The 26037-nt window shown below is 68.4% G+C and carries 22 protein-coding genes; 16 read left to right on the top strand and 6 right to left on the bottom strand.

Annotated elements, in window-relative coordinates:
• Window positions 1-186: 186 nt before the first annotated feature.
• From ilvC to leuB, 9 genes are all read left to right on the top strand, one after another.
• Window positions 187-1161 carry a ketol-acid reductoisomerase gene (ilvC, locus tag OC534_RS01240; protein ID WP_017356279.1) on the top strand — a complete coding sequence of 325 codons (975 nt, stop codon included), beginning with the start codon at window positions 187-189 and terminating at the stop codon, window positions 1159-1161.
• Between the two features lie 38 nt (window positions 1162-1199).
• The gene (ilvG, locus tag OC534_RS01235) at window positions 1200-2936 is read left to right on the top strand and encodes an acetolactate synthase 2 catalytic subunit (protein ID WP_136002940.1); all 1737 of its coding nucleotides are present in this window, start codon (window positions 1200-1202) and stop codon (window positions 2934-2936) included.
• Window positions 2920-3180, top strand: a complete 261-nt coding sequence (locus OC534_RS01230; RefSeq protein ID WP_153164740.1) for an ACT domain-containing protein — start codon at window positions 2920-2922, stop codon at window positions 3178-3180. The genes ilvG and OC534_RS01230 overlap by 17 nt, the downstream gene beginning before the upstream one ends.
• A 171-nt stretch (window positions 3181-3351) precedes the next feature.
• Window positions 3352-4449, top strand: coding sequence for a threonine dehydratase (locus OC534_RS01225; RefSeq protein WP_153164741.1), 1098 nt, complete (start codon window positions 3352-3354; stop codon window positions 4447-4449).
• Window positions 4446-5999 (top strand): 2-isopropylmalate synthase, encoded by a 1554-nt coding sequence (locus OC534_RS01220; RefSeq protein ID WP_017355388.1) that lies wholly within the window; start codon window positions 4446-4448, stop codon window positions 5997-5999. The genes OC534_RS01225 and OC534_RS01220 overlap by 4 nt, the downstream gene beginning before the upstream one ends.
• A 10-nt stretch (window positions 6000-6009) precedes the next feature.
• Window positions 6010-6792, top strand: coding sequence for a class I SAM-dependent methyltransferase (locus tag OC534_RS01215; protein ID WP_017355389.1), 783 nt, complete (start codon window positions 6010-6012; stop codon window positions 6790-6792).
• 34 nt (window positions 6793-6826) lie between these two features.
• Complete coding sequence (gene leuC / locus OC534_RS01210) at window positions 6827-8248, top strand: 3-isopropylmalate dehydratase large subunit (RefSeq protein ID WP_262071239.1); 1422 nt, start codon at window positions 6827-6829, stop codon at window positions 8246-8248.
• A complete protein-coding gene (gene leuD / locus OC534_RS01205) occupies window positions 8248-8826 on the top strand; it encodes a 3-isopropylmalate dehydratase small subunit (protein ID WP_262071238.1) in 579 nt (192 codons plus the stop codon). Before leuC ends, leuD begins: the two co-directional genes overlap by 1 nt.
• On the top strand, window positions 8816-9880 hold the full coding sequence (gene leuB / locus OC534_RS01200) for a 3-isopropylmalate dehydrogenase (protein WP_262071237.1): 1065 nt from the start codon (window positions 8816-8818) through the stop codon (window positions 9878-9880). The genes leuD and leuB overlap by 11 nt, the downstream gene beginning before the upstream one ends.
• Before the next feature lie 135 nt (window positions 9881-10015).
• Here leuB and OC534_RS01195 read toward each other — a convergent pair whose 3' ends face one another.
• Both OC534_RS01195 and OC534_RS01190 read right to left on the bottom strand, forming a co-directional pair.
• Window positions 10016-13186, bottom strand: a complete 3171-nt coding sequence (locus OC534_RS01195; RefSeq protein WP_262071236.1) for an efflux RND transporter permease subunit — start codon at window positions 13184-13186, stop codon at window positions 10016-10018.
• A 4-nt stretch (window positions 13187-13190) separates the two neighbouring features.
• A complete protein-coding gene (locus tag OC534_RS01190) occupies window positions 13191-14327 on the bottom strand; it encodes an efflux RND transporter periplasmic adaptor subunit (RefSeq protein WP_017355394.1) in 1137 nt (378 codons plus the stop codon).
• A 121-nt stretch (window positions 14328-14448) separates the two neighbouring features.
• Here OC534_RS01190 and OC534_RS01185 point away from each other — a divergent pair, with 121 nt between their 5' ends.
• The 6 genes from OC534_RS01185 (at window position 14449) to OC534_RS01160 (ending at window position 20890) form a co-directional block, all read left to right on the top strand.
• Window positions 14449-15120, top strand: coding sequence for a TetR/AcrR family transcriptional regulator (locus OC534_RS01185; protein ID WP_017355395.1), 672 nt, complete (start codon window positions 14449-14451; stop codon window positions 15118-15120).
• 136 nt (window positions 15121-15256) lie between these two features.
• Complete coding sequence (locus OC534_RS01180) at window positions 15257-15904, top strand: protein-L-isoaspartate O-methyltransferase (protein ID WP_017355396.1); 648 nt, start codon at window positions 15257-15259, stop codon at window positions 15902-15904.
• A 16-nt stretch (window positions 15905-15920) separates the two neighbouring features.
• Window positions 15921-17282 carry a TolC family outer membrane protein gene (locus OC534_RS01175; protein WP_017355397.1) on the top strand — a complete coding sequence of 454 codons (1362 nt, stop codon included), beginning with the start codon at window positions 15921-15923 and terminating at the stop codon, window positions 17280-17282.
• A gap of 211 nt (window positions 17283-17493) precedes the next feature.
• Window positions 17494-19629 (top strand): TonB-dependent receptor, encoded by a 2136-nt coding sequence (locus tag OC534_RS01170; RefSeq protein ID WP_262071235.1) that lies wholly within the window; start codon window positions 17494-17496, stop codon window positions 19627-19629.
• 8 nt (window positions 19630-19637) lie between these two features.
• Window positions 19638-20768: a PepSY-associated TM helix domain-containing protein gene (locus OC534_RS01165; protein WP_136002933.1), complete on the top strand. Its 1131-nt coding sequence runs from the start codon at window positions 19638-19640 to the stop codon at window positions 20766-20768.
• The gene (locus tag OC534_RS01160; protein WP_262071234.1) at window positions 20765-20890 is read left to right on the top strand and encodes a hypothetical protein; all 126 of its coding nucleotides are present in this window, start codon (window positions 20765-20767) and stop codon (window positions 20888-20890) included. Before OC534_RS01165 ends, OC534_RS01160 begins: the two co-directional genes overlap by 4 nt.
• Before the next feature lie 40 nt (window positions 20891-20930).
• On the opposite strand, the gene waaA is transcribed toward OC534_RS01160, so the two are convergent.
• Window positions 20931-22229, bottom strand: a complete 1299-nt coding sequence (waaA, locus tag OC534_RS01155; protein ID WP_017355401.1) for a lipid IV(A) 3-deoxy-D-manno-octulosonic acid transferase — start codon at window positions 22227-22229, stop codon at window positions 20931-20933.
• Window positions 22230-22317: 88 nt separating this feature from the next.
• Between waaA and OC534_RS01150 the strand changes: the two genes are divergently transcribed.
• Window positions 22318-23238: an LpxL/LpxP family Kdo(2)-lipid IV(A) lauroyl/palmitoleoyl acyltransferase gene (locus OC534_RS01150; RefSeq protein ID WP_017355402.1), complete on the top strand. Its 921-nt coding sequence runs from the start codon at window positions 22318-22320 to the stop codon at window positions 23236-23238.
• Between the two features lie 19 nt (window positions 23239-23257).
• Here the strand turns inward: OC534_RS01150 and OC534_RS01145 are convergent, their stop codons facing one another.
• From OC534_RS01145 to OC534_RS01135, 3 genes are read right to left on the bottom strand one after another with little or no spacing between them, the layout of a single operon-like run.
• Complete coding sequence (locus OC534_RS01145) at window positions 23258-24595, bottom strand: O-antigen ligase (RefSeq protein ID WP_153164868.1); 1338 nt, start codon at window positions 24593-24595, stop codon at window positions 23258-23260.
• Window positions 24576-25688 (bottom strand): glycosyltransferase, encoded by a 1113-nt coding sequence (locus tag OC534_RS01140; RefSeq protein WP_153164744.1) that lies wholly within the window; start codon window positions 25686-25688, stop codon window positions 24576-24578. Before OC534_RS01140 ends, OC534_RS01145 begins: the two co-directional genes overlap by 20 nt.
• Before the next feature lie 15 nt (window positions 25689-25703).
• Window positions 25704-25901, bottom strand: a complete 198-nt coding sequence (locus OC534_RS01135) for a zinc-finger domain-containing protein (RefSeq protein ID WP_136002930.1) — start codon at window positions 25899-25901, stop codon at window positions 25704-25706.
• Window positions 25902-26037: the final 136 nt, after the last annotated feature.

Raw genomic sequence — 26037 nt, 5'->3', positions numbered from 1 at the left:
CCCCTCCCCCTTCCGAGCCGCCTTCCGCCATGACCCGCCATCCCGCCGCCGCCCGATTCACGCCCACCGCCTGCGCGGCGGGCACGTGTGGGCGGTGCGATGCGCGTGCCGCCGCTTCCCCTGACCGGCCGGCGTGTCCCTGAGACCGCCGGCCGTCTTTTTTCTTACCTCCAAGGAACCTCTCCCATGAGCACCAACGACCTGCCCCAGATCAAGATCGCTGTTGTCGGCTACGGCAGCCAGGGCCGCGCGCACGCGCTGAACCTGCGCGAATCCGGTTTCGATGTCGTCATCGGGCTGCGTCCGGGTGGCCCGACCGAGGTCAAGGCACAGGCCGACGGCTTTACCGTGAAAGCGCCCGCCGATGCGGTGAAAGACGCCGACCTGGTGGCGGTGCTGACCCCGGACATGGTGCAGAAGAAGCTCTACGAGGACGTGCTCGCGCCGAACATGAAACAGGGCGCGGTGCTGTTGTTCGCGCACGGCCTGAACGTGCACTTCAACATGATCACCCCGCGCGAGGATCTGGATGTGGTGCTGGTCGCACCGAAGGGTCCTGGCGCGCTGGTGCGCCGCGAGTATGAAATCGGCCGTGGTGTGCCGTGCATCTGGGCGGTGTACCAGGACCGCAGCGGCAAGGCCGCCGAGTACGCGCTCGCCTATGCGGCCGGTCTGGGCGGTGCACGTGCCAACCTGATCCAGACCACGTTCAAGGAAGAGACCGAGACCGACCTGTTCGGCGAGCAGGCCGTGCTGTGCGGCGGTGCCTCGGCGCTGGTGCAGGCCGGCTTCGAAACACTGGTGGAAGCCGGCTACCAGCCGGAAATCGCCTACTACGAAGTGCTGCACGAACTGAAGCTGATCGTGGACCTGTTCTACGAAGGGGGCATCACCCGCATGCTGGAATTCATCTCCGAGACCGCGCAGTACGGCGACTACGTCAGCGGCCCGCGGGTGATCGATGCCGGCACCAAGGCGCGCATGAAGGACGTACTGACCGACATCCAGAACGGCACCTTCACCAAGAACTGGGTCGCCGAGTACGAAGCAGGCCTGCCGAACTACACCCGGTTCAAGCAGGCCGACCTGGAGCACCCGATTGAGAAGGTAGGCAAGGAACTGCGCGCCAAGATGGTCTGGCTGCAAAGTCAAGCCGCGTAACCGCGCGGCTCTCCCACCGCTTTCGCAAAGGTCACCGCATGAACACCTCCGCACACAGCACCGCGCCCCGCAACGGCGCACGCTGGTTGACGCAGGCCCTGGAAGCCGAGGGCGTGCACACGCTGTTCGGCTATCCGGGCGGCACCATCATGCCGTTCTACGACGCCCTGGTGGATTCCGGGCTGAAGCACATCCTGGTACGCCACGAGCAGGGCGCCGCCCTGGCGGCCAATGGCTACGCGCGCGCCAGCGGCCAGGTCGGCGTCTGCGTCGCCACGTCCGGCCCGGGCGCCTCCAATCTGGTTACCGGCATTGCCGATGCGATGCTGGACTCGGTACCAATGGTCTGCATCACCGGCCAGGTCGCCACGCCGCTGCTGGGCACCGACGCATTCCAGGAACTGGACGTGTTCGGGCTGACCCTGCCGATCGTCAAGCACAGCTGGCTGGTGCGCCGGGTCGAGGACCTGCCGCAGGTCGTCCGCGACGCGTTCCGGATCGCCCGTGAGGGGCGTCCCGGCCCGGTCCTGATCGACCTGCCGAAGGATGTCCAGGTCGCCGATGCATCGCACCTGCCCGCCCACGTGCCGGCCACCGTGCCGGCGCTGCCGGCACCGCAGGACGATGTGATCGCACAGGCCATCGCCGCCATCGCCTCGGCCGAAAAGCCGGTGATCTATGCCGGCGGTGGCGTGGCGCTGGGCGATGCCGTCGAGGACTTCCGTGCCTTTGTCGACGCCACCGCGATTCCCACCGTGCTGACCCTGCGCGGCCTGGGTGCCCTGCCGCCACAGCATCCACATTACCTGGGCATGCTGGGCATGCACGGTACCCGCGCCGCCAACATGGCGGTACAGGAGAGCGACCTGCTGGTGGTGGTGGGCGCGCGCTTCGATGACCGCGCCACCGGCAAGTTGAACGAGTTCGCGCCGTTCGCGCGGGTCGTCCACATCGATGCCGACGCCTACGAGATCTCCAAGCTGCGCACCGCCGATGTCGCCGTGCCCGGCAACGTCGGCACTGCCATGCGCGCCTTGACCGCCGCCCTGACTGCACCCGTGCCGGCCCAGGAGGCGTGGCGCCGGCGCTGTGCCGGCCATCGCGAACGCTTCGCGCCGCGCTATGACGCACCCGGCAGGCACATCTACGCACCGGCGCTGTTGAAGCGGTTGAGCGAGCTGGCCCCGGCGGACGCGATCATCGCCTGCGATGTCGGCCAGCACCAGATGTGGGTCGCCCAGCACTGCCGCTTCAATCACCCGCGCAACCATCTGACCAGCGGCGCGCTGGGCACGATGGGCTTCGGCCTGCCGGCCGCGATGGGCGCGCAGTTCGCCTGCCCCGACCGCACCGTCGTGCTGGTTTCAGGCGATGGCAGTTTCATGATGAACGTGCAGGAGCTGGCCACCATCGGGCGCTGCCGCCTGCCGGTGAAGATCGTGCTGCTGGACAACAGTTCGCTGGGCATGGTTCGCCAGTGGCAGGAACTGTTCTTCGCCGAGCGGTACAGCGAGATCGACCTGTCCGACAACCCCGATTTCGCGGCCCTGGCGCAGGTGTTCGGCATTCCGGCCACGCGCATCGATGCCCGCGATGACGTCGAGGGCGGCCTGGCCGCACTGCTGGCCCAGCCGGGCCCGGCGCTGCTGCACGTGGCCATCGACGCGCGCGCCAACGTATGGCCGCTGGTGCCGCCCAACAACGCCAACAGCACGATGCTGGAAAGCAACCCGGCCCACCAGACCCAGGAGACCCCCAATGCAATACCGGCTTGACCTGGTGCTGACGCCGGCCGAGGGCGCGCTGCTGCGCGTGATCGGCATGGCCGAACGGCGCGGCTTCGCGCCCCGCGCGATCGCCGGTGCGCCCAATGCCGCCGACGATGGCCGCTGGCACCTGCAGCTGGTGGTGGACAGCACCCGACCGCCGGAAACACTGCGTCGCCAGATCGAGAAGATCTACGACTGCGTGTCGGTGCGCATCAGCGCGCTGGACCCGACGCCGGGAGTATCCGCATGACTGCCCGCACCGCCATGCCGGTGCCGGTACGGAGGCGTCTTCTCGCAGGGTGCCTGCAGAGCCGCGCCGCCACGCCGGCAGCCCGCCACGCCCCGGCGGCAGGCGCTGCACGCCGGGCGATGCGTTCCCCCTGCGCGCGCCCGCCTGTCATGGGGCGCAGCCGGAGCCGGCATGCCCGCTAGCCGCGCCCCGCAGGAACCGGATGTAGGCGATGTAAGCGTCGCCGACGTGCTGGCCGCGCAGGCGCGGCTGCGCCGCTTCCTGCCGCCCACCCCGCTGCATTACGCCGAGCGCTTCGGCACCTGGCTGAAGCTGGAAAACCTGCAGCGCACCGGGTCCTACAAAGTGCGCGGCGCGTTGAATGCTTTGCTGGCCGGACGCGAGCGTGGCGACGAGCGCCCGGTGATCTGCGCGTCGGCCGGCAACCACGCCCAGGGCGTGGCGTGGTCCGCCTACCGCCTGAACATCCCGGCCATCACCGTGATGCCGCACGGTGCACCGGCCACCAAGATCGCCGGCGTCGCCCACTGGGGCGCCACCGTGCGCCAGCACGGCAGCAGCTACGACGAGGCCTACGCCTTTGCCCGCGCACTGGCCGACCAGCATGGCTACCGGTTTCTGTCCGCGTTCGACGATCCGGACGTGATCGCCGGCCAGGGCACGTTGGGCATCGAACTGGCCCCGCATGCACCGGATGTGGTGATCGTGCCGATCGGCGGCGGCGGCCTGGCCTCCGGCGTGGCGCTGGCGCTGAAGTCGCAGGGCGTGCGCATCGTCGGCGCGCAGGTGGAAGGCGTCGATTCGATGGCGCGTGCCATCCGCGGCGACGTCCGCGAGATCACCCCGGTCGCCACGCTCGCCGACGGCGTCAAGGTCAAGATTCCCGGCCTGCTGACCCGGCGCCTGTGCGCTGCATTGCTCGACGATGTGGTGATCGTGCGCGAAGCCGAGCTGCGCGAAACCCTGGTGCGGCTGGCGCTGGAGGAACACGTGATCGCCGAAGGCGCCGGTGCGCTGGCCCTGGCGGCAGGCCGGCGCGTAGCCGGCAAGCGCAAGTGCGCGGTGGTCTCCGGCGGCAACATCGATGCGCTGGTCCTGGCCCAGCTGCTCGCCGACATCCGCCCGCGCCCGCCGCGCAAACCCCGCCGCCGCGCCAGCGAGCGCACGCGTCCACCGCTGCCGACCGTGCTCGCACCGTCCCCGACATCCCCCGCTTCCCCTTCCTTTGCCACCCCATCCGACCTTGTTGTCGAGGAGACCTCCTGGTGACCACGCCCGACTCCCCCCGCATCCGAATTTTCGACACCACCCTGCGTGACGGCGAGCAGTCGCCGGGCTGCAGCATGAGCCCGCAGCAGAAGCTGGTGATGGCCCGCGCACTCGACGAGCTGGGCGTGGACATCATCGAGACCGGCTTCCCGGCCAGCTCGCAGTCCGACCGTGAGGCGATGGCGATGATCGCCCGCGAAGTCCGCCGCCCGACCCTGGCGGTGCTGTCGCGCTGCCTGGCCGCCGATATCGAAACCTCCGCCAAGGCGCTGGACGCGGCCGCCAACGCGCGCCTGCACGTGTTCCTGTCGACCAGCCCGCTGCACCGCGAGCACAAGCTGCGGATGAGCCGCGAGCAGGTGCTGGAATCGGTCCACAGGCATGTCAGCCTGGCCCGCAGCTACGTGGATGATGTGGAGTTCTCCGCCGAGGACGCCACGCGCACCGAGGAAGACTTCCTGATCGAGGTGACGCGCGTGGCCGTAGCGGCTGGTGCGACCACCATCAACCTGCCCGACACCGTGGGCTTCACCACGCCCGAAGAAATCCGCGGCATGTTCCAGCGGGTCATCGCCGGTGTTCCCGACAGCGACCGCATCGTCTTCAGTACCCACTGCCACAACGACCTGGGCCTGGCCGTGGCCAACTCGCTGGCCGCCATCGAGGGCGGCGCGCGCCAGGTGGAGTGCACCATCAACGGCATCGGCGAACGCGCCGGCAACTGCTCGCTGGAGGAACTGGCGATGGTGCTGAAGGTACGCAACGCGTTCTACGAGGAAGACACCCGCATCAACACACCGCGCATCGTGGCCACCTCGCAGCTGCTGCAGCGCCTGGTCGGCATGCCGGTCCAGCGCAACAAGGCCATCGTGGGTGCCAATGCGTTCGCGCATGAGTCGGGCATCCACCAGCACGGCATGCTGCGCCATCGCGGCACCTACGAAATCATGCGTCCTGAAGACGTGGGCTGGGAGAACTCGCAGATGGTGCTGGGCCGCCACAGCGGTCGTGCCGCCGTCGAGGCCCGCCTGCGTGCGCTGGGCTTCTGGCTGGAGGAGGAAGAACTGAAGCTGGTATTCGAGCAGTTCAAGGCGCTGTGCGAGCAGCAGCGCGTGGTCACCGACGCCGACCTGCAGGTGCTGATGCAGGGCAGCTCCACCCAGAACGGCTACCGCCTGGCCTCGATGACCATCAGCGACGTCGGCAGCCGCGCCAACGCACTGGTCGAACTGTCCGACCCGGACGGCAACCGTGTGGCCGAGACCGCGCAGGGCGATGGTCCGGTCGACGCGCTGTTCGGCGCGCTGTCCTCGGCCACCGGCGTGCAGCTGATGCTGGACAGCTACCACGTCCACAGCGTGGGCATCGGCGCCGATGCCCGCGGCGAAGCCAACCTGAGCGTGCGCCACGACGGCGTGGAGTACGAAGGCACCGGCACCAGCCGCGACATCATCGAGGCGTCCGCACTGGCCTGGCTGGATGTGGCCAACCGCCTGCTGCGCCAGCGCAATGCCGTCACCGAACACCCCGCGGCCAGCGCCGCCGCCTGAAGGAGTTGCCATGAGTGCCTTCGACAGCTACGACATCCCCGCCGCCGGCCAGTGCTGGAACGCCCACGACTACGCCATCGACGCCGGCTTCGTACCGCTTCTCGGCGGCGCGGTGGCGCGGCTGCTTGATCCGCAACGCGGTGAGCGCATCCTCGATCTGGGCTGCGGCGACGGGGTGTTGAGCTTCGACCTGGCCCTGAGCGGTGCGCATGTCACCGGCGTGGATGCCGCGCCGGAGCTGGTCGGCGCCGCGCGCGCGCGCGGCGTCGCCGCGCAGATCATGGATGCCCATGCCCTGACCTTCGACCGCCAGTTCGATGCGGTGTTCAGCAATGCCGCCCTGCACTGGATGCGCGAGCCGGACCGCGTCATCGAGGGCGTGCGCCGCGCGCTGGCACCCGGCGGCCGCTTCGTCGCCGAGATGGGCGGACACGGCAATGTGGCCGCCATCACCAGCGCCCTGCAGGCCGCGCTGGCCAGCAACGGCCACGTCGTACCGGCGTTCCCCTGGTATTTCCCGACCGCCGATGCATACGCGGACCGCCTGCGCGCGCACGGCTTCCGGGTGCGCTACATCGAGTGCCTGCCACGCCCGACCGTCCTGCCGACCGGCATGCAGGGCTGGCTGCGCACCTTCGCCTCCCCCTTCCTGGTCGGGTTGGCAGCCGACCAGCGACAGCGCGTGCTCGACGATGCCGTGGCGCTGCTGGCGCCCACCCGGCGCGATGCGCGCGGCCAGTGGAGCGCAGACTATGTGCGCCTGCGCTTCGACGCGCGCCTGCCGATCCGATGAATTTCCGTATCACGAACCACAGCAAGGCCATTCCATGACCCCAGCTCCCCGCACCCTGTACGACAAACTGTGGGACGCCCACGTCGTCGTACCCGAATCGGACAGCGCGCCTGCCGTGCTGTACATCGACCTGCACCTGATCCACGAAGTAACCTCGCCACAGGCGTTCACCGAACTGCGCGAGCGCGGCCTGTCGCCGCGCCGGCCGGACCGGACCAAGGCGACGATGGACCACTCCACCCCGACCCTGCCGGCCAGCCCGGATGGCAGGCTGCCCTACGCCAGCGCCGCCTCCGAAGCCCAGGTGGCGATGCTGGCGCGCAACTGCGGCGAGCACGGCATCGAACTGTTCGACATGCAGTCGGCCAACCGCGGCATCGTGCACGTGATCGCTCCGGAACAGGGGTTCACCCAGCCGGGCATGACCATCGTCTGCGGCGACAGCCACACCTCCACCCACGGTGCGTTCGGCGCGCTGGCCTTCGGCATCGGCACCAGCGAAGTCGGCCATGTGCTGGCGACCCAGTGCCTGCTGCAGCGCAAGGCCAGGACGATGGCGATCACCGTCGATGGCATCCTGCCGCAGGGCGTGGGCGCCAAGGACGTGGTGCTGCACATCATCGGCGTGATCGGGGTCAACGGTGGCACCGGCCATGTACTGGAATTCCGTGGCAGCGCCATCGAGGCAATGGACATGGAACAGCGCATGACGTTGTGCAACATGTCCATCGAGGCCGGCGCCCGCGCCGGCATGGTCGCGCCCGACCAGGTCACGTTCGACTGGGTCGCCAACACCCCGCGCGGCCCCAAGGGGGCGGCGTTCGATGCCGCCGTGGCCGCCTGGACGCAGCTGCGCAGCGATCCGGGCGCGCGCTTCGACGCGGAGGTGCATATCGATGCCAGCGACATCCGTCCGACCCTGACCTGGGGCACCCACCCTGGCACGGCCATCGCGGTGGACCGGCCCATCCCGGCCGCCAACGACGCCGCCGACCAGAAGGGACTGGACTACATGCAGTTCCAGGCAGGCCAGACGCTGGCCGGCACGCCGGTGGACGTGGTGTTCGTCGGCTCGTGCACCAACGGGCGGCTGAGCGACATGCGCGAGGTGGCGCACGTGCTGCGTGGCCGCCGTGTCGCGGCAGGCGTACGCATGCTGGTGGTGCCCGGTTCGGAGATCGTCAAGCGCCAGGCCGAGGCAGAAGGCATCCACGAGGTTGTGCGCGGCGCGGGTGCCGAGTGGCGCGAGCCGGGCTGCTCGATGTGCATCGCCATGAACGGCGATCTCGTCGCCCCCGGCCAGCTGGCGGTGAGCACCAGCAACCGCAACTTCGAAGGCCGCCAGGGCCCGGGCTCGCGCACGCTGCTGGCCTCGCCGATGACCGCGGCCTGGGCTGCGGTGAACGGACGGGTGTCCGACCCGCGCGACCTGTATGCCGCCCAGGAGGTGGCCTGATGAGCGGCTTCCGTACCCTGACCTCGACCAGCGTGGTGCTGCGCGAAACCAACATCGACACCGACCAGATCATCCCGGCGCGGTTCCTGTCCACCACCGAACGCGCCGGCCTGGGCAAGCATGCCTTCAACGACTGGCGCTGGCGGGCCGATGGCACACCCAATCCGGACTTTGCATTCAATCAGGCGCACAACGCCGGGCGCAGCATCCTGCTGGCCGGCCGCAACTTCGGCTGCGGTTCCTCGCGCGAGCATGCGCCGTGGGCGCTGACCGACCTGGGCCTGCGCGCCATCGTCAGCAGCGAGATCGCCGACATCTTCCGCGGCAATGCGCTGAAGAACGGGCTGCTGCCGATCGTGCTGGACGAGGCCGACGTGCAGACGCTGATGCAGCGTCCTGACGACACCCTGACCATCGACATCGCCGCGCGCGCGCTGCGCACGCCCGATGGTCGCGTCTACCCCTTCCCGCTGGACGGCTTCTCGCAGACCTGCCTGCTGGAAGGCGTGGACCAGTTGGGGTATCTGTTGGGCCGTACCTCTGAAATCGAACGTTACGAGAGTGAACATGCACGCTGAGATTGTCGTACTGCCGGGTGACGGCATTGGTCCGGAAGTCGCCGCTGCCGCCCTGGCGGTGCTGGACGCGGTAGCCGAACGCTTTGGCCACACCTTCCGTTTCACCGAACACGACATCGGCGGCATCGCCATCGACCGTCATGGCGAGCCATTGCCGGCCGTCACGCTGGAGGCCTGCCGCACCGCCCACGCGATTCTGCTTGGCGCCGTGGGCGGCCCGAAGTGGTCCGACCCGAATGCCACGGTACGCCCGGAGCAGGGCCTGCTGGCGATCCGCAAGGCGCTGGGGCTGTACGCCAACCTGCGCCCGGTGCGCCCCCATCCGGCCGCGGTCGGTGCTTCGCCGATCAAGGCCGAGCTGCTCGAGGGGGTGGACGTCGTGGTGGTGCGCGAGCTGACCGGGGGCATCTACTTCGGCGAGAAGACCCGCACTGCCGACAGCGCCAGCGACCTGTGCAGCTACAGCGTGGGCGAGATCGAGCGCGTGCTGCGCACCGCCTTCCGGCTGGCGCGGACCCGTCGCGGCAAGGTCACCTCGGTGGACAAGGCCAACGTGCTGGAAACCTCACGTCTGTGGCGCGATGTAGCCGCGCGGATCGGCCGCGAGGAATTCCCGGACGTGGCGCTGGAACACCAGCTGGTCGATTCGATGGCCATGCACCTGCTGGCCAAGCCGCGCGAGTACGACGTGATCGTGACCGAGAACATGTTCGGCGACATCCTCACCGACGAAGCCTCGATGCTGGCCGGTTCACTCGGCCTGTTGCCGTCGGCGTCACTGGGTGAACCCGGCGCGGTAGGCATCTACGAGCCCATCCACGGCTCGGCCCCGGACATCGCCGGCAAGGGCATCGCCAATCCTTACGCCACGATCTTCAGCGCGGCGATGCTGCTGCGCCATTCACTGGGGCTGGAAGCGGAAGCAGCGGCCGTGGAAGCGGCCGTGCATGCGGCGCTGGATGCCGGCGTGTTCACCGCCGACCTGGCGGCCGGGGGCGCGGCGGTGAGCACCCCCCAGGCCACCGAGGCGGTGCTGGCGCACCTGCGCACCTGATTCCGTCCCCGTTCCTTGCCAGCCGTGTCTGGCAAGGTGCCGGTCCGGAGAGCAGCCGACCCACACGGTCGGCTCTATTGATGCCGGTGAAGGCGTTCTGAGGCTCCCACCGGTTCGGTTGCGCGCCGCCGCCTGTTACTCCCCGGTGCTCTTCGCCTCATCCGGCTTCACCCGGAACCACGCGGCATACAGCGCCGGCAGGAACACCAGGGTCAGCACGGTGCCGACGATCAGGCCGCCCATGATCGAGATCGCCATCGAGCCGTAGAACGCGCTGCGCGACAGCGGAATCATCGCCAGCACCGCGGCCAGCGCGGTCAGGACGATCGGGCGGAAGCGGCGCACGGTGGCGTCGATGATGGCGTGCCAGCGATCGTGGCCGGCGTCGATGTCCTGCTGGATCTGGTCGATCAGGATCACCGAGTTGCGCATGATCATGCCGGCCAGGGCGATGGTGCCGAGCAGGGCGACAAAGCCGAACGGCGCACGGAACAGCAGCAGGAACAAGGTAGCGCCGATGATGCCCAGCGGCGCGGTGACCAGCACCATCGCCGCACGCGAGAAGCTGCGCAGCTGCAGCATCAGCAATGTGGCCACCACGATCAGGAACAGCGGCATGCCGGCCTTGATCGAGTCCTGCCCACGTGCCGAGTCCTCCACGGTGCCGCCGGTTTCCAGCAGATAGCCGCTGGGCAGATCCGCACGGATGCCGTCCAGCGTCGGCAGGATCTGCTGCACCACGTCCAGTGCCTGCATGCCATCGCCGATGTCGGCGCGCACGGTCACCGTCGGCAGACGGTTGCGGTGCCAGATGATGCCGTCCTCGAAGGCGTACTCCAGGCGGGCCACCTGCGACAGCGTCACCGGCGTGCCGCTGCTGGTCGGAATGGCCAGGCTGGCCAGCAGGTCCAGCTGGGCGCGTTCATTGTCCGGCCCGCGCAGCAGCATCTCGATCTGGCGATTGCCTTCGCGATACGTGCTCACCCGCATGCCCGACAACGAGCTGCTCAGGAACTGGCCCACCTGGGCGCTGCTCACGCCCAGCGCGCGTGCGCGGTCCTGGTCGATCACCAGCCGCACCACCTTGCTCGGTTCGCTCCAGTCCAGATTGACATTGATCACGTACGGGTTTTCGCGGACCTTGGCTTCGACCTGCCGTGCGATCGCCTGCACCTGTGCGATGTGCTCGCCCGAGACGCGCATCTGCACCGGGTAGCCGACCGGGGGACCGTTCTCCAGGCGGGTCACGCGCATCTGCACGTCCGGGAACTGCTTGATCACGTCCTTGATCAACCAGTCACGGGTCGCCTCACGGGCCTTGGCATCGGCAGTGAGCACCACGAACTGCGAGAAGTTGGTGGCCGGCAGCTGCTGATCCAGCGGCAGGTAGAAGCGCGGCGAACCGGTACCGACATAGGCGACGTAGTTGGTGATGCCATCGCGGCCCTTCAGCAGTTTCTCCAGCTTGGTCGCCTGTGCCTGGGTGGCGGCCAGCGACGCGCCTTCGGCCAGTTCGATGTCCACCATCAGTTCGGGCCGGGTCGAATCCGGGAAGAACTGCTGCGGCACGAAGCGGAACAGCATCAGCGAGGACACGAACAGCGCGATGGTCGCCGCAATCACCCACCAGCGATGACGCAGGCAGGCATCCAGGAAGCGGCGGAAGCGCGTGTAGAACGGGCGCTGGTACGGGTCGTGGTCGTGCGCGTGCTCTTTCGGCGCGATCCAGCGCGCGAAGGCAGGGTGGCGGTCCGCCCACTGCACGCGCCGCGCGCGCCAGCGTCCGGCCAGGCTGGTCGGCTTGGGCGGCTGCGGGTTGAACAGGTCCGGCAGCATCTTGTCGCCGAGATAGGGAATGAACAGCACCGCGGCGATCCACGACACCACCAGCGCGATGGTCACCACCTGGAACAGCGAGCGGGTGTACTCGCCGGTACTGGAGGCGGCCGTGGCGATCGGCAGGAAGCCGGCGGCGGTGATCAGCGTACCGGTCAGCATCGGGAAAGCGGTCGATTCCCAGGCGAAACTGGCCGCGCGCAGGCGGTCGTAGCCCTGCTCCATCTTGGTGGCCATCATCTCCACCGCGATGATCGCATCGTCCACCAGCAGGCCCAGCGCCAGCACCAGCGCGCCGAGCGAGATCTTGTGCAGGCCGATGCCGAAGTAATGCATGACGAAGAATGTCATCGCCAGCACCAGCGGGATGGTCACGCCGACCACCAGGCCGGTGCGCAGGCCCAGCGAGAAGAAGCTCACCAGCAGCACGATGACCACCGCTTCGGTGAGCACCTGCACGAACTCGCCGACCGATTCCTCCACCGCGTGCGGCTGGTCGGAGACCTTGCGCAGCTGCATGCCGGCCGGCAGCGTCTTCTGCAGGCGCTCGAACTCGGCATCGAGCGTACCGCCGAGCTTGAGGATGTCGCCGCCGTCCTTCATCGCCACCGCCAGGCCGATCGCATCCTCGCCCATGAAGCGCATTTTGGGCGACGCCGGGTCGGCGAAGCCGCGCTTGACCTCGGCGATGTCGCCCAGGTGCAGCGTGCGGTCGCCGGCCTGGATCGGGAACTGGCGGATGTCCTCGATGCTGTTGAACTGCCCGGTCACGCGCAGCTGCACGCGGTCGGTCGGGGTTTCGAAGAAGCTGGTCCCGGTCACCGCGTTCTGGTCGGCGAGCGCCTGCTGCACCTGCTGCAGCGACACGCCCAGCGTGGCCAGCTTGGTGTTGGACAGTTCGATCCAGACCTTCTCGTCCTGCAGGCCGACCAGATCGACCTTGCCCACGTCCGGTACCCGCTGCAGTTCGAGCTGGATGCGGTCGGCGTAATCGCGCATCACCGCATAGTCGAAGCCTTCGCCCGTCAGCGCGTAGATGTTGCCGAAGGTGTCGCCGAACTCATCGTTGTAGAACGGCCCGACGATCTCCTGCGGCAGCGTGGCGCGGACATCGCCCACGCGCTTGCGCACCTGGTACCACAGGTCCGGAATCTGCTTGGAGCGCAGGCTGTCGCGGGCCATGAAGATCACCTGCGATTCGCCCGGACGCGAGTACGACCGGATGAACTCGTACTCGCCGGTGTTCATCAGCGCCTTCTCGATCGGCTCGGTGACCTGGCGCGAGACCTGCTCGGCGGTGGCGCCGGGCCACAGCGTGCGCACCACCATTGCCTTGAAGGTGAACGGCGGGTCCTCGGACTGACCCAGATGCTTGTAGGACCAGGCACCGATGACGGCGAAGGCGAGCATGGCAAACAGCACCAGCGGGCGGTTGCCCAGCGCCCACTCGGAGAGATTGAAACGGCGCACGGGGTCAGTGCCCCTTGGCCGGGGCGGCCGGCGCGGCGGCCTTGGCCGGCGCCAGCACCGGTCGGTTCTGGCGATCCACCGCCGTCACCGCCTGGCCCTCGCGGAGCAGATGGCCGCCGGCGGCGACCACCCAGTCGTTCGGACCCACCCCCGACAGCACCGGCACCGACTCGGCACCGTAGGCGCCGACGGTCACCGGCACCGCCTTCAGCGTACCCTTGGCCGCATCCACCACCCACACGCTGCCCTTGCCGTCGGCACCGCGCTGCACGGCCGCCAGCGGCAACTGCAGGGCGCCGCTGCGACCGGCGCTGGCAAATACGCGCGCGCTCTGGCCCAGTTCCACTTCGCCCAGCGCTTCGGGCGCCAGGCTCACGCGGGTGGCATAGGTACGCGCCTGGGCATCGGCGGCCGGGGCGATTTCGCGAAGGGTGCCTGGCAGCAGTTGACCCGGGCGGTTCCACAGCTCGACCTGGACCGGCTGGCCGACCTTGTAGTCGCGGATGCTGCTTTCCGGCAGCGCGATCAGTACCTCACGGCCACCGTCAGCCGCCAGGGTGAACACAGTCTGCCCCGCGCTGACGACCTGCCCTGCCTCGGCCTGGCGGCTGGCGATCACGCCATCGGCCGGCGCGCGGAGCTGCGCGTAGCCGGCCTGATTGCGCGACACGGCGAGGTTGGCGCGGGCGGCGTTGGCCTGGCCCTGCGCGGCCTTGAAAGCAGCGGTCTGCGCATCCAATGCGGAGCGGCTGACCAGTTGCTGCTCGGCCAGCGCCGCATAGCGCTTCTGATCGTCGCGGGCGCGCACCAGATCGGCCTCGGCGGCCGCGAGCTGGGCCTGCGAAGCGGCTGCCTGGGACGCGTAGTCGGCCGCGTCCAGCTCGGCCAGCACCTCGCCCTTGCGCACGCGCTGGCCGGCATCGACATGGCGCTTGATCAGATTGCCGCCGACCCGGAACGACAGCGGGCTTTCCTCGCGCGCACGCACCTCGCCCGGATAGGCCGCCACCCCCTGGCCATCGACCGTGCCCGGATGCACCACCAGCACCGGGATCGGTGCCACCGGCTCGGCATCCTGTTTGCCACACGCCGCCAGCATCACCGCCAGCAGCCCACCGCCCATCCATCGCAAGTTGTTCATGAGGTCCTGGACCTTGAATACCGGGGAAGCCGCACGGAAGAGACACTCTATTCCATGACGGCCAATAGTGAACCAGCCGGTATAGTATAAATATCGAACCGATTGGTCTAGTATTGTTTGCATGATCGATCCGACGTCCTCCGCCCCCCCGCCCAAGCTCCCTGCCAAGGCCGCCGGACCCGGCCGCCCGAAGGATCTGGGCAAGCGTGCGGCCATCCTGGATGCGGCCAAGGCATTGTTCGTCGAGCAGGGCTACGGCGGCGTCAGCATGGACAGCATCGCCAGTCAGGCAGGCGTTTCGAAGCTGACCGTTTACAGTCATTTCGGCGATAAAGAAACGCTTTTCGCCGAAGCTGTGAAGTCCACCTGCAACGAGATGCTGCCCGATGCACTGTTTGTCACCGATGCCGATGGCGCACTGCGCGAGCAGCTGGTGGGCATCGGACGGGCCTTCTTCACCATGATCACCTCGCCGGCTGCCGTGGCCGTACAGCGGGTGATGATGGCGCCGGACACCGACGACCGGATCCGCGAGATGTTCTGGCTGGCCGGCCCGCAGCGCACCAGCGACGCGCTGGCCGAGTTCCTGCGCGCCCGCACCGAACGGGGCGAACTGGAGATCACCGACTTCCAGACGGCGGCGCTGCAGTTCTTCACCCTCATCAAAGGCGAGCTGCATACGCATATGATGTGCGGGCTGCGGCCGGCCCCGGCCGAGTGCGACGCCGACGCCCATGTGGACGCCAGTGTCGCCTTTTTCCTGAGGGCGTACGCCACCCGCCACGGGCGGTGACAACAACATGAATGGACCGGAGGTCGCGGTGACTTCCGGCACTGCGACCCCGGCGCGACGGCAGCGATGCTCTCAGCGCGCCGCCGGCTCCCGGCACCGGTAAAATGGCCGGCCCACTGCGCTGGATTAGAACCTCATGATGATCGATTACGCCCACGCCCGCGAACTGATGGTTGAACAACAGATCCGTCCCTGGGACGTACTGGACATTCGCGTGCTCGATGTACTGGCACGTCTGCCGCGGGAGGCGTTTGTCGCTGAATCGCACAAAGCCCTGGCCTATGCCGACATCGAGCTGCCGCTGGGTTTCGGGCAGAAGATGATGAAGCCGGTCATCGAAGGCCGTACCCTGCAGGCCCTGGATCTGCAGCCGGGCGATGAAGTGCTGGAAATCGGCACCGGCAGCGGCTACCTGAGCGCCTGCATGGGTGAACTGGCCCGCGAAGTGCTGAGCCTGGAAATCGAACCGGACCTGGCCGCCACCGCCCGTGCACGCCTGGATGCCGCCGGTCTGGGCAACAACGTCCGTATTGAAACCGCCGATGCCCTGGCGTGGGAGACCGAGCGCCGTTTCGACGCGATCTGCATCACCGCCGCGGTGGAGACCGTTCCGGCGCGCTTCACCCAGTGGCTGCGCCCCGGTGGCCGCCTGTTCGTGATCCGCGGCCATTCGCCGGTCATGGAAGCGGTGCTGGTCAAGTCCGATGGCAGCATTGATTCGCTGTTCGAAACCGATATCGACTACCTGCGCGGTGCCGCCCCGGCGCCCCAGTTCCAACTCTGAGTCCAAGGAAGCCGCAATGATCCGCCGATCCCTCGCTATTGCGCTGGCCGCCGCCCTGCTGCCGATGACCGCCTCTGCCGCCGACCTGCTGCAGGTCTACGAAATGGCGCGCAACGGCGATCCGCAGCTCTCCGCGGCTGAATCGACCCGTCTGTACGACAAGGAAGGCGCCGTGCAGGCGCGCGCGGCACTGCTGCCGCAGATCAATGGCGAGGCCGCGCTCAACCGCACCCGCACCGACGACCAGGGCTTCAATACCGGCAGCACCACCAGCAAGCGCCGCACTTACACCGTCACGGGCAGCCAGACGCTGTTCAACTGGTCGCAGTTCGCCAACCTGCGGTCGCAGCGCGAACTGAGCAAGGCGGCGGATTTCACCCTGGATTCGGCCAACGACGACCTGATCGTGCGCACCTCGGCGGCGTACTTCAACGTGCTGGTGGGCATCGAATCGCTGTCGGCTGCACAGACCAACGAAGCGGCCGCCAAGAAGCAGTTCGACTTCGCCGACAAGCGCCTGGAAGTGGGCCTGGCGCCCATCACCGACGTGCATGAAGCGCGCGCCCAGTACGACCAGGCCCGCGCCAACACGATCATCGCGCAGAACACCCTGGCCGACGCCTACCAGGCACTGACCGAACTGACCGGCCAGCCGGTCACCGACCTGCGCGCGCTGCCGGCCGACTTCCGTCCGGAACTGCCGGCCAAGTACGCCACCGTGGACCAGCTGGTGAGCGAAGCCGTCGCGCAGAACCCCGCGCTGAAGGCACAGGAGCTGAAGGTCAGCGCCGCCGAATCCGGCGTGTCGGCCGCACGCGGCGGTCACTACCCGACCCTGTCGCTGGGCGGCAACTACGGCAAGAGCGCCACCTGGGGCGATGCCGGCGTTGGCAGCGGCAGTTCCTACAACCCGGACCTGCGCACCAACAGCGTCGGCCTGACCCTGAGCGTGCCGATCTTCGCCGGCGGCGCCACCCAGTCCGGCGTGCGCCAGGCCCTGGCCCAGCGCGACATCGCCCAGGATGGCTACGAGCAGCAGAAGCGCGCCCTGGACCGCAACACCCGCAACGCGTACCAGACCCTGGTGGCCGGCATCAGCGAAGTGGAAGCACGCCGCCTGGCCGTGGTCTCGGCACAGAGCGCGTACGACGCCTCGCAGGTTGGCCTGGAAGTGGGTACGCGTACGGTGCTGGACGTGATCCAGAACCAGCGCATCCTGTTCTCGGCCCAGCTGGATTACGCCAACGCCCGCTACACCTTCCTGCAGAACCGCCTGCAGCTGGGCCAGGCGATCGGCACGCTGGACATCGCCGAACTGCAGGACATCAACCGCCTGCTGACGCTGAAGGCCGCCACGCCGAGCACCACCGTCAACTGATCGACGGCGGGCGCGGCTCCGGAATGGCCGCCCTGGCAATCCATCGCACGTCCCGAGCGCCGACGGTAACGTCGGCGCTTTTTCTTGGGAACACAGTGCCGACAGTCCGTGCTTCGGGCTGAAGCACGCCGGATCAACGCGCGAGCGGCAAACAACGGGCCGCTACATGTTAATCTTTCTCATTCGCACCAATTCCCCCATTCACCGTGCAATGAATCGTCCGTCGCTTCGTTTCTCTACGCTGGGCCTCGCCCTGACCCTGGCCAGCCTCCCGGCCCACGCCGCCCCCCCGTCCTCCGATGCGGTGCAGCTGGACACGGTGCAGGTGCTCGGCCGCGCCCAGACCCTTTACCGGGTGGATGACGCGGCGGTGGGGACGCGTACGGACACGCCGCTGGCACTGGTACCGCAGTCCATCCAGGTGGTACCGCGAGAGCTGATTGAAGACCAGGCCGCCCGCTATGTCACCGACCTGTATCGCAGCATCAGCGGCATCAGCTTCTTCAGCTATGCGGGCGTGACCATGCGCGGTTTCCGCCAGGAAAACGTGCTGTATGACGGTCTGCGCGGCGATCCTTATGCCGGCTTTTCGGTCCCGCAGCTGTTCAATATCGAGCGCGTGGAGGTCCTGAAGGGGCCGGCCGGCGCGCTCTACGGCGGCGGGGACGCCGGAGGCGTCATCAACTACGTGACACGCAAGCCGAAAGCCACGCCCGAGCGCCGCATCGAACTGCAGGCCGGCAACAACGATTTCAGCGCGGCATCGATCGACGCCACCGGGCCAATGAACGCTGCGGGCAGCGTGCGCTATCGCGCCGGGCTGTATAGCGACGCCGAACAGGGCGTGCGGTGGAATGCAGACAGCGAAAGCGTGATCGGTGACGCCTCGCTCGCCGTCGACGTGGGCGACACCGGCGAGCTGACCCTGCAGTTCACCGACATCACCCAGAACCTGGGCGGCAACCGCCTGCGCGGCGTGCCGGTGGACGATGCCGGGAATTTCCTCACCGACCGCCGCTGGAACCACAACGAGGCCAGCGACTTCCTCGACATGCGTGCCAGGGTGGCGCTGGCGCAGTACCGTTTCGCGCCGCGCGACAACCTGGACGTGGACGTCGCCGCACGCTGGTTCAGCAACAACGAACACCAGATGTACCACGAGCCGATGGGACTGATTGATCGTGACCGCGATGGTGTGGCCGCGTGGATGACGCGCCAGCTGCGCAACCAGATCCGCGACAACGAGGCGTTCACCGCCAACGCCAACGCGGTCTGGCGGATCAACACCGGCAGCATCGGACACACAATGCTGTTCGGTGCCGATGTGTATCAGCTCGACGCCGACTTCACCGCGCAGACCGCCAACAGCGCCGACCTTGCACGCGGTGCCGGGCCGGTACACGGCATCGATCTGTTCAATCCGGTCTATGGGGCCAGCACCTGGCATGACTACAACTTGGCCGCCCTGCCCTGGCGAAGCACATCGACCCGCAGTAAACGCTACGGCGCTTACCTGCAGGACGAACTGGCGCTCACCGCGCGCTGGCATGTGCTGGCCGGGTTGCGCTGGGATGGCTTCAAGGATGACGACCGCATTGGCGGCAGCCGTGTCGATGGCAACGACCTCAGCTGGCGGCTGGGCAGCACCGTTACCGTCCGCGAAGGTCTGAACTTCTACGCCAACGTGGCCAGCGGTTTCGTGCCCCAAAGCGCGGCCAACCAGAACCCCGCCGCGGGCGGCCCGTTCGACGCCGAGCGCAGCAGGCAGTGGGAGGTCGGCATGAAATCCCTGCTGGCCGATCGCGTGACCTTGAACATGGCCGCTTACCGCATCGACCGCAGCAACATCGTGCAGGCCACCGGTGACGTGGTGGACGGGGTGAACCAGCTGGCGGCACTTGGGCTGGTGCGCAGCACCGGCATGGAACTGGACCTGCTGGCCGACGTCACCGAGCGCTGGGTGGTGAATCTGACCTATGCGTACAACGACGCGCGTGTGAAGGACATGGGCCCGACCGGCATCACCAATGCCTCCGGCGACCGCTTCGCCAACGCACCGCAGAACAAGCTGGGCCTGTGGACCCGCTACGACCTGCCGGCGATCAACTCCGCCATCGGCTTTGGTGCCGATCATGTGGGCGAGCGCGTCAGCCTGGATGGACAGGCGGTAAAGGCCTATACCGTGTTCGATATGAGCTGGAAGACCACGTGGAAGCAGTGGCAGTACCAGGCGAACGTCAAGAACCTCTTCGACAGGGTCTATGCCGCCAGCGGGTTCACCGAGCGCACCGGCCACTTCCCGGGTGAGCCTCGCCGCGTGTACGTGCAAGCCGCCTACGCCTTCTGAGACTGCCCATGCCTCCGCCTGCGCCAGCGCATCCCGATCGCCCTGCGCGCAGTGGCAGCGGGCGCCGACTGTGGTTCGACCTGCACAGCTGGCTCGGCCTGAAGCTCTGCCTGTTCATGGGATTTGTCTGCCTCACCGGCACGCTGGCGGTATTCTCGCAGGAGATCGACTGGCTGCTGCACGCGCCCATCCGCGTGGCCGACAGCGGTGAGCAAGCTGGATGGGGGCCCATCATCCATGCCGCACAGACGGCACACCCGGACTGGGAACTGGAAAGCATCTCCGCCGGCCACACGCGCCTGTTCGCTGCGCGGGCGCAGATGCGCCTCCCCGATGGCAGGCGACGCTTTGTCTGGATCAACCCCTACACCGCGCAGGTAACCGGCGACACGGGCTGGCTCAATACACAACGGCTGCTGCGCAACACCCATCGCCACCTGATGCTGCCGGTGGCGTGGGGCGTGCCACTGGTGGCGGCGCTGTCCATCCCGTTGCTGCTCTCGCTGCTGAGCAGCCTGTACATCTACAAGAAGTGGTGGCGCGGGTTCTTCAAACGGCCCGACGCCTCGCGACCGCGCCGCCTGTGGGGCGATGTCCATCGATTGGCCGGGGTCTGGTCACTCTGGTTTCTGCTGCTGATCGGTCTGACCGGAGCGTGGTATCTGATCGAGTCACTCGGCGGCGATGCGCCGGCCGCGCCGACCGTGCGACTGGCCAACGGCGTTGACCGCCTTGCCGCCGTCGACCCAACCGCCGTCGATGCCGCGATGGAGACCGTCCACCAGCACTGGCCCCGCCTTGAGATCCTCGGCGCCATCCCCGCGCGCGATGGCGGGAGCATCCTGTTCCTGGGGGAGGCCGATGCCTGGCTGGTGCGCGAGCGGGCCAACAACATCGCCGTGGACCTGCACACCGGGCAAGTGATCGGCAGGCATGACGGCCGGGAGCTGGGGGTCCATCAGCGCATCGCCGAAATGGCGGATCCCCTGCACTTCGGCAGCTTCGGTGGCTGGCCCATCCGGCTGCTCTGGTTGCTGGCCGGCACGCTGCTGACAGGGCTGTGCTTCACCGGCGTGTATCTCTACGGACTTCGCACCGTGGATTCTCTGCGATCAGCTGCCAGAAGGAGGCCGACATGAGCCCGGAAAAACTGCCCGGCGCCTGGCGCGCGGCGTGGCGCGGCATGGGTCGCTGGCGCTGGCTGTGGCTGGCACTGCTGCTCGTGTGGGTATCGCTGGTGCCGCTCGAAGCCATGAAGTAGCGGCAATGACCGGCCTGGAACAGCCGCCGCAGCGCCGCGTTCACTCCAGCGGCGGCGGCAGTGCCGGCCCGATCAGGGCCACCGTGCGCTTCAACGCGCCGCGGCCGTTGCTGACCAGCGCACACCCGGCCCGCGCCATGTCCTCGCGCGCATCCGGATCGCGCAGCAGCGTCAGCAGCGCATCGCCGACGCCCTGCGCATCCTCGGCGATCACCACCGCCCCGGCTTCACGCATGCGCCGGGAAATCTCGGCGAAGTTGTGCAGGTGCGGGCCGGTCACCGTGGCCGTGCCCATCGCAGCGGGCTCGAGCAGGTTGTGCCCGCCGATCGCCTGCAGGCTGCCACCGACGAAGGCCACCTGGGCACACCCGTAGAACGACATCAGCTCGCCCAGGGTATCGATCACGAACACATCGGTGTCGGCCTGCGGCCACTGCTGCTGGCGCCGCGTGGCGACCTTCCAGCCCTGCTCGCGGGCCAGCGCCTCCACCCGTGGAAAACGCTCCGGATGCCGCGGCGCCCACAACAGCAGCAGGCCCGGCACCGCCTCGCGCAGGCGGCGATGCAGGTCGATGGTGGCCTGTTCTTCGCCCTCATGGGTGCTGGCGGCAATCCATACCGGGCGTTCTGCCGGCACCAGGTCGTGGAAACGCGCGATGAAGTCCTGCACGTTCGGCGTGGCGATGTCGAATTTCAGGTTGCCCAGCGCCTGCACCTGCTCCGGCGTGGCCCCCAGCTGCAGGAAGCGCTCGGCGTCGTCGGCCGACTGCGCGGCCACGCAGGTCACGGTGCGCAGCGCGCGCCCGATCAACGGCCGCAGCAGGCGATAGCCGCGCAGCGAGCGCGCCGACAGGCGGGCATTGAGGATGTACACCGGAATGCGGCGGTCACGGCAGCCGAACAGCAGGTTCGGCCACAGCTCGGTTTCCAGGATCAGTGCCAGGCTGGGTTTGAAGTGGCCCAGAAAGCGCCCCACGCTGCCCGGCACGTCGTACGGCAGGTACACGTGGTCCACTGCATCACCCCACAGCGCGCGCACGCGCTCGGAGCCGGTCGGGGTGATGGTGGTGATGACCCAGCGGATGTCCGGGCGCTGCGCGCGCAGCGCATTGACCAGCGGCGCGGCGGCATTCACCTCGCCCACCGAGACCGCGTGCAGCCACACCCTCGGCTGGCCACTGGAGTGCGGGTAGGACGCGTAGCGCTCGTCCCAGCGCTGGAAATACTCACGCACCCGGAAGCCGCGCCACACCAGGTGGTACACAGTGATGGGCAGCAGCAGGTACAGCACGACCGAGTACAGGCCGCGCAGGATCCATTCGACAGGGCTTTTACGCATGCGCAGAGGATACGGGAGCCCCCCGCGAAAGACACGCGCAGCGGCCGCGTGGACGCACCCGCCAGGGCGTATCCATTAGAATCGGTGCATGTCCGATAACGCGTCCACCGCCACCCGCCCGTCCCTGCGCAATCCGCGCCACTGGCCGATGTTTGCCGTGATGCTGGGCGCCTTCGCCGTCGCGCGGCTGCCGTGGTGGCTGCAGCGCGCGTTGGGCCGCGGCGTCGGCACGGTGGCGTACCGGGTGGCTGGCAGCCGCCGCCGCGCGGCCGAGGTCAACCTGAAGCTGTGCTTCCCCGAAAAGGACGACGCCTGGCGCCAGCGCCTGCTGCGCGACAGCTTCGATGCGCTCGGCGTGGGCATCTTCGAGTTTGCCCGTGCCTGGTGGGGCAGCATCGACAGCATCCGGCCGCAGGTGCAGATCGAAGGCCTGGAGCACCTCCAGCGCATGCAGGCCGAGGGCCGTGGCGTGCTGCTGGTCTCGGGCCACTTCATGACTCTGGAGATGTGCGGGCGCCTGCTGTGCGACCACGTGGACCTGTCGGGCATGTACCGCAGGCACCGCAACCCGGTGTACGAATGGGCGGTGAAGTTCGGCCGCCTGCGCTACGCCAAGGCGATGTATGCCAACGAAGACATCCGCGCCACTGTGCGTCACCTGAAGAAGGGTGGCTTCCTGTGGTACGCGCCCGACCAGGACATGCGTGGCAAGGACACCGTGTTCGTGCCGTTCTTCGGCCACACCGCGTCCACCATCACCGCAACCCACCAGTTGGCGCGGATGACCGGCTGCGCGGTCATTCCGTATTTCCATCGCCGTGAAGGCGGAAAGTACTTCCTGAAGATCGGCGCACCGCTGGAGAACTTCCCCAGCGACGACGTGGAAGCCGATACCGCCCGCGTGAACCAGGCCATCGAGGCGATGGTGCGCGAGGCACCGGACCAGTACCTGTGGATCCACCGCCGCTTCAAGCGCCAGCCGGGCGGCCGCAGCGACTACTACCGGTAGAGCCGACCAACGGTCGTTTCTACCGTGATCCGGCGTCCGTCTCATCCCGCGCCAGCAGGCTTCCGGCGTACAGCGCCGCCAGCAGCAGCGTCAGGCCACCCCAGAAGGTGGAATAGAACGCCAGGTGGGTGTTGAACGGAAACACCGTGACCGCCAGCGCCAGCATGGCCGGGCGCGCGCGTTCGCGTGCGGCCTGCGGCGCGAAGCGCCAGGCACGCCAGGCCTGGGCGACCGCAGCGAGCCACAGCAGCAGGCCCAGCACGCCGGTTTCGGCGAGGATTTCCAGCACGATCTGGTGCGCGTGCAGCGCCGGGCCATCGCCCCACACTTCCGGTCGCTCCGGGGTGGGATTGCAGTCCGGATAGGCATCGCGGAACCCGCGCGCGCCCACGCCGTTGAAGGGATGCTGCTGGATCATGCAGCCGGCGGCGCTCCATATCTGTTCGCGGCCGGACAGCGCCTGGTTGATGCCATCGCCCTCGCCTTCCCAGGCCATCGCCGTGCGCGCGACCCGCTCGCGCACCTGGGTCGATCCCAGGCCCAGCGCCACCGCCGCCACCAGCCCGACCGCCAGGCATGCCACCAGCGCGCGGGCGCCGAGCAGGCGCCAACCGGAGAACACCAGCACCAGGCCGTAGGTCACCCAGGCCGCGCGCGAACCGGCCAGTACCAGCACCGCGCCAACGGCAGCGGCGGCCAGCGCCCAGCCCCACACCCCCGCTCGCCGGGCGGCGGAGAACAGCAGGAAGGGGGACAGGCTGGCCAGTACCTGGCCGAATTTCAGGTTGCACGGACCCAGCACGCCACTGAGCCGGTCCGCCGCCGCCATTTCCTGCGGCGAGCACAGACCGTGCCCACTGACCGCCCACTTGAGCTGGTCCAGCGACCAGAACAGCGGACTGGTGCCGAGCGCGGCCTGCGCCAGCGCATCGACAGTCCACACCGCCGTGATGGTGGCGATGCCGCCCAGGGTCAGCGCACGGCGCTGCGGCGAGGCCACCGCGATCGCGACGAGCCACATGAACGGCAGATAGCGCAGCCCGGCTGCGGTTTTGCGCCAGGCCGTGCCCGGATCGATGGCATCGAATGCCGAAAAAGCCTGCGGCAGCCAGTACCCCAGGAACAGGATGCTGGTCAGCGCCCACGCCGGGCTGCTGAGCAGGCGCTGCTTGCCGGCCAGCCGCAGCTGCACCATGCGCACGGCTGCATACAGCGCGCCGAGCACCAGCACGCCTTCGGCGACGCCGGGCAGCGGCCACATCGCCACAAAGGCGATCACCCACCACGGCGCCCAACGGCCTGCGCGGGAGGCCGGCGAACCGGGCATCAGGGCCGGCTCAACCGGCGAGGGAGGCATAGAGCTGGAGCGTGTCACGCTGCATCGCCTGCAAGGTAAACGGAATACGCGACGGCAGCGTGGGCGGTTGCGCCAACAGGTGGCGGGCCTGCGCCAGCAATGCGTCGCTGTCGTGCAAGGGTACCGCGCCGGACGGCTGCAGGTGCTGCAGCAGCTCGCCCACGCCGCCGTGGTTCCAGCCCAGTACAGGTCGGCCCACCGACAACGCCTCGACCACGGTGCGGCCGAACGCTTCGGGTTTGTCGGAGAGCTGCAGCACCAGGTCGCTGGCCGCATACGCCTGCGCGATCTTCGCGGTGGGCGCGGTGATCAGCACGGCGTCGGCCACGCCGAGGCTGCGCGCCTGCTGTTCCAGCTCGGCCACGTACGCCTCACGCCCCGGTTCGCGGGTGCCGGGCATCCACAGCCGCGCCGGTACGCCGCCGGCGTGCAGGCCCGCCAGCAGCTGCAGCGCATGGCGGTGACCTTTGAGACGGGTACCGCGCCCAGGCAGCAGCAGCAGCGGCGCCTCGCCCGCCAGGGCGGGATGTGCCTGCGCCACGGCCAGCCGCGCGCGGCGGTCCTGGCGCGGCACACGCGGGAACTGCGCCGGGTCCACGCCACGCGGGATCACCTGCAGGCGCTGCGGGTCCACGTCCGGGTAATGCTGGCGGACGAAGTCGCGGACGCACCGGGAAACGCAGATCACCCGTTCGCCGCTGGTCATCACCGCGCTGTAGCGGCCCGGTGAGTTGAGCCCATGCACCGTGGTGACCCAGTGCGGGCGGCGCGCGGCCGGCAGGTTGCGCACCGCATACAGGCCCAGCCAGGCAGGCAGGCGGGAGCGCGCGTGCACGATGTCCGCGCCGACCTCGTTGAACAGATTGCGCAGGGTCAGGACGTGTCGGAGGGTCAGCAGCGATTTGCGGCCGATGTCCAGCGTAAGGTGCTCGGCACCGCTGGCCAGCAGCGGCTCGACCAGACGCCCCCCCGCAGACACGACGATGGCCCGGTGGCCAGCGGCAACCAGGGCGGAGGCGATCTCAAGGGTGGAGCGTTCGACCCCGCCGGAGTGCAGCGCCGGCAGCAGCTGCACCACGGTCATGGGGCGCACGGATGCTGGCGCCGGTCAGTCGGCGAGCACGAACACCGAGCCGCAGTACGGGCACGCGGCCTCGCCCTTGGGCTCGTCTTCGATCGGCAGGTACACGCGCGGGTGCGAGTTCCACAGGGCCATTTCCGGCGTCGGGCAGCTCAGCGGCAGGTCGCTGCGGTGCACGGTGTAACGCTTCTCGGCGTTGGCGGGCGCGGTGGCGGTATGGCTCATGGCGTGGACACACAAAGGAATTGCGAGGCCCGCGATTCTAGCACCTGGAGCGCCGCGGGGCCGCTGCCGGTGACGCGGCGGTGATGTCGGCCCGACCCATCCGACCGACCTTTTTAAATCGATCCAAATCGACTGT

Origin of the sequence: Stenotrophomonas sp. Marseille-Q5258 (genome assembly GCF_946900935.1) — a bacterium.
In the GTDB taxonomy this organism is placed as follows: domain Bacteria; phylum Pseudomonadota; class Gammaproteobacteria; order Xanthomonadales; family Xanthomonadaceae; genus Stenotrophomonas; species Stenotrophomonas nematodicola.
This window is presented reverse-complemented; position numbering and strand designations above follow the sequence as displayed.